Origin of the sequence: Paenibacillus sp. NRS-1782 (assembly GCF_050467685.1) — a bacterium.
Lineage (GTDB): Bacteria > Bacillota > Bacilli > Paenibacillales > Paenibacillaceae > Paenibacillus > Paenibacillus terrae_A.
The window spans coordinates 1-3,822 of record NZ_JBITPH010000006.1 but is presented as its reverse complement, the minus strand read 5'-3'; the positions used below and the strand labels follow the sequence as shown (position 1 = coordinate 3,822).

The following is a 3,822-nucleotide window of genomic DNA, read 5'->3' as shown; positions in this document are numbered from 1 at the left end:
TCGCTGGAAGCTGGAACGGCGCTTCATCTAAAAGGTGGAGAAAGCAGCATGGTGCTGGATGGTGAGACGGATACCAAAGCCCCGGTAATTTATCAGGAAGGTACGGTGAAAGCTCCTGTTTTCGTGGCTGACCTCCCTCCTGTGCCGGAGCCACCATTGATGAGTATAAAAGCATATGAAGCAGCCCATTCAGCAGCAAAGGATTCATCTAGCAGCCAAGCCCCTACTCCTAAAGCAAAAATTACGACTCCAGCAGCGCTTCAACAGGCGAATGCCTTGATGGGGACGATATCCAAAATGTTAGGCTCCATTCCAGCAGTAGGGAACGTAGCCAGTGTGATGTTGAATACGGTGGGTGGGCCAGCAGGTAAAGTGGCGGCAACGGTGTTACAAGCAACTGGAGCCATCCCTATTCGTAGTAAAGGAACGCCCACGGTTGGAGGCAGTAAAGAAACAGGGCTGCACCCGCTCAAACACTTGGCTGGTTTAGCCATGCAGGGGTTGATTAGTGAGTATGAGCATGAGCGAGCGAGACAAGCCTACTATAGCAAGTGGATTTTAGGAAAAGCATATACGAGTGCGCGTCATGTAGCGAATTCTGGAGGCCCACTGGAGCTGATTCAGAACCTGCTGAAAGAGTCGAATGCTATGGCTCATGCCTATCAGCAAGTTCCTGTAGATCTGAGACAACGCTGGAGAGCAAATTATGACAGCTACATGGCACAACAACCGAAACCACAAGTTGAGGAGCCTAAGTCCTTATGGGATCGCTATCTAGATCATACGGGTAGCAGTGCGATGATAAAAGGCCAAATAGCAATGGAACAGGCACATACAGTACAAAATGCGTCTACAAAATCAGCAAACAGCCTAGTTGAATTATACAAAGGCATAGAGCAGGCTAATAACGTAAGGTATCAAAATGCAGGAAACTCATTTGGTGAATTTTTAGATTATTGGTCATTTGGTATACCTAAAGGATTGTATCAAGCCTATATGGAGCGCGCACGTAATCAAGGTAACTCTGGTAGTGACGCTATCAATTTTGCTACATTCGGAATAACAGAGACTATACGTGGAGCATTGACACCTAAAGATCCTTTGTCAGCAGAGCATTGGTCCAATATGATTGGTGTAGCAGGGATCGTTGAAGGAGCCGGTTCATTTTTCAAACCCAAACCTACACTAAAATTACCCGTTAAAGAACCTGTTCATTCAGGTCCTAAAATCATAAGTGAAAAAACAGAGGCCCCCCAACTTCCAAACACAAAGCCCAATAAAGAGATAGAGATTGAGGGGACGGGGAATGCTACTCAGGGCACAAAAAGATTTCCAACCAGTCGAATTGATCCAAAAATAAATCAACATGTTATTGATAAAGTGGCAGAGGCTAGGGGACAATTGTCTAATAAATATAAAGAAGCAGGTAATTTTGCTTACGCAGAAGTAAAAGTTTCAGGAGTTAGTAAAACAGACTTTTATTCACATAGTGGAATTCATAATTCGAATAAAAAAATCCCTGGAACTGAAGAATTTTCTTTTAAGCCTGAGAATCCAACATTTAAGGCAACAGAGGCTCCTGATGCTGCTGGAAATATTTACTTAAGGGATGCTGATACAGAGTATAAAATATTAAATGATGTGGCGCATAGATTAGGCGATAATCCCAATGCAACAGGAAAAATCAAACTATTTACTGAAAAAGATACATGTGCCAGTTGCAATCAAATCATTCAGCAATTTGATAAAAAGTACCCTAATATTACAATTGAAGTTGTTCATAATGGTGATAGACGTATTTCTTCAAAATAATTCTGGAGGTTTTTATAAATATGATTTATGGATATGAAGAATATTTAGAATATATCAACGAAACTTACGAAGAATTTAAAGATGATGAAAAAATGAGTAATAAAGAGGCAATTGCAAGAACATTTAATGAATATGATATGTTAGCTAAAGAAAGCGAAACGGACAAAGCGATTATTTATGTAGTACTTACAGAAATTTTAGTTTCTCATTCGAGAATTCTGCATACTTTTAAAGCGCACATGATTAAAATGCTATCTGAATTAGACTTTTATTTAATAGAACAAGAACAAAAGTTAACACTAGTGCAATACAATGATCTACGTTCTCGAAAAGAAAACGTGTTACCTGAACTTGAAAATAAAAAGCTAGATTACTATCCTAGGGTATGTTGGTACTACTATGACTTGACAGATGAAGTTAATAAATTTTTCAATCAAATAAACACAGATAATGTAACTATAGATGAAATAGTTATTAGTGTATTTCGACGCTTTGAACGTGATTGTAAAAATACATTAAGTGAAAAGATAATCGTGTATACAACACTAGCCGAAAAATTATTAACTCATAAATTAACACAGACAGACGCTCTGCAGAAGATTAGACAAGAATTACAGCAGTTTAACATAAAAGATATTCTTCAAGAGCAATTATTAGAAGAGGAACAAATGGATTTGGAAAAGCGAATTAAAAACGTATTAAACCAAATTAACTTTTCCTGATAAAACTCCAACAACTAAATTACACACAAAAACAATGACTTGCCATCCCTCCCCATCAGAGTTAACATACACACACTCAAACAACGGGAGGGAAATATCTTATGTCAAATTGGCCAGATTGGTTTAAAGAAGCATTACGCCAACGTTTTTATCAGTTGGAACTAGCTAGTGAACAACAGGCTTCATGTTCATCTGAGGACAAAAATCTATTCACCAAAATGGATCAATTCAAAATGAACCAAAACGAAGATATTCAGCAACTGCTATCCGAATGGGAAGAAGCCATAGGCGATCAGCTAAGTCAGGATAAACAATCCATGTATATGGAAGGAGTAAAAGACGGGATTCGATTGATTCTTCCCGTCATGCAATCCACAAATATTCTCTAGCCTATTGATCGTTTCAGCCTATGGTTTCGTTAGTCCAGTATTTCGTCTATGTCCATTCCACTTTTCAAGGTAAAAACAAAATGCGCTGGTGAGAGAATGGTTATCTTCTCCACCAACGCATTAAATAGGTTATCATCAAATTGTTCCAGTATATCTTGCCGCGAGCTTAAAATTTGTATGATTTCATCGACACGTTCCTTAACTTTCGCTTGCTGCTCATGCTCCTGCTCCAGTGTCAGCTTCTGTTGTCGTAGCTCGTTGAGTTCACTTGAAAGCCTGTTTGTTTCTTCTTCATATACAATTTCATCAATCTGATTCCGCAGCTTAAGATTCACTAATTCCTTCAGGTCGGATTTCAATTGTTGCATCTGTCCTTCGATGTCCAATAGCGGTTCTTGCCCTACTTTACTGGAAAGTGCCGATTCAATATTGCCTTTCAGCGTTTTAATCAATCCTTTCTTATTCTCATACATCCGGTTAAATACTCGTACAAACGCGGAATGTAAAATGGGTTCATCGACTGATTTGGCATCACAGGCTACTTTACCTTTATTGACATACGTTTTGCATTGCCATACTACTTTTTTGGATGGATTATTGCTGTTCCAGGTTCGGCGTTTAAAAATAGCTCCGCAGCATCCACAATATACTTTGCTACTGAGTGCATATTTACTGGAGTATCTTTTACTATCCCCCATGACATTACCTTTCAGCTTGGCCCTCCATTCCTTTTCCTTTTGCACCGCTTCAAATAGTTCCTTGGATACAATCGGCTCATGGTTGTCCTCAATTAAATATTGCTGTTCTTGTCCTTTATTCCTTCCTCGTTTGTGGGTTAGCAAATCTACCGTTACCGTCTTTTGCTGAAGCAAAGCTCCGTAATATTTCTCATTGGTCAG

General features: G+C 39.2%; 4 protein-coding genes. 3 read left to right on the top strand and 1 reads right to left on the bottom strand.

Annotated elements, in window-relative coordinates; translation table 11 throughout:
• The 3 genes from ACIFQM_RS02125 to ACIFQM_RS02115 form a co-directional block, all read left to right on the top strand.
• Nucleotides 1-1,812: deaminase domain-containing protein (locus ACIFQM_RS02125; RefSeq protein ID WP_430064969.1), on the top strand; the 1,812-nt coding region annotated here is incomplete at its 5' end.
• A 20-nt stretch (nucleotides 1,813-1,832) separates the two neighbouring features.
• A complete protein-coding gene (locus ACIFQM_RS02120) occupies nucleotides 1,833-2,534 on the top strand; it encodes an Imm3 family immunity protein (protein ID WP_430064967.1) in 702 nt (233 codons plus the stop codon).
• A 101-nt stretch (nucleotides 2,535-2,635) separates the two neighbouring features.
• Nucleotides 2,636-2,923: a hypothetical protein gene (locus ACIFQM_RS02115; protein ID WP_430064965.1), complete on the top strand. Its 288-nt coding sequence runs from the start codon at nucleotides 2,636-2,638 to the stop codon at nucleotides 2,921-2,923.
• Between the two features lie 29 nt (nucleotides 2,924-2,952).
• Here the strand turns inward: ACIFQM_RS02115 and ACIFQM_RS02110 are convergent.
• Nucleotides 2,953-3,822, bottom strand: an 870-nt coding sequence (locus tag ACIFQM_RS02110) for a recombinase zinc beta ribbon domain-containing protein (protein WP_430064963.1), incomplete at its 5' end; no start/stop codon positions are given.

What these genes read in the sequence shown, in the direction of transcription:
- ACIFQM_RS02120 (WP_430064967.1), top strand. Translation starts at nt 1,833, where the DNA reads ATGATTTATGGATATGAAGAATATTTAGAATATATCAACGAAACTTAC.
- ACIFQM_RS02115 (WP_430064965.1), top strand. Translation starts at nt 2,636, where the DNA reads ATGTCAAATTGGCCAGATTGGTTTAAAGAAGCATTACGCCAACGTTTT.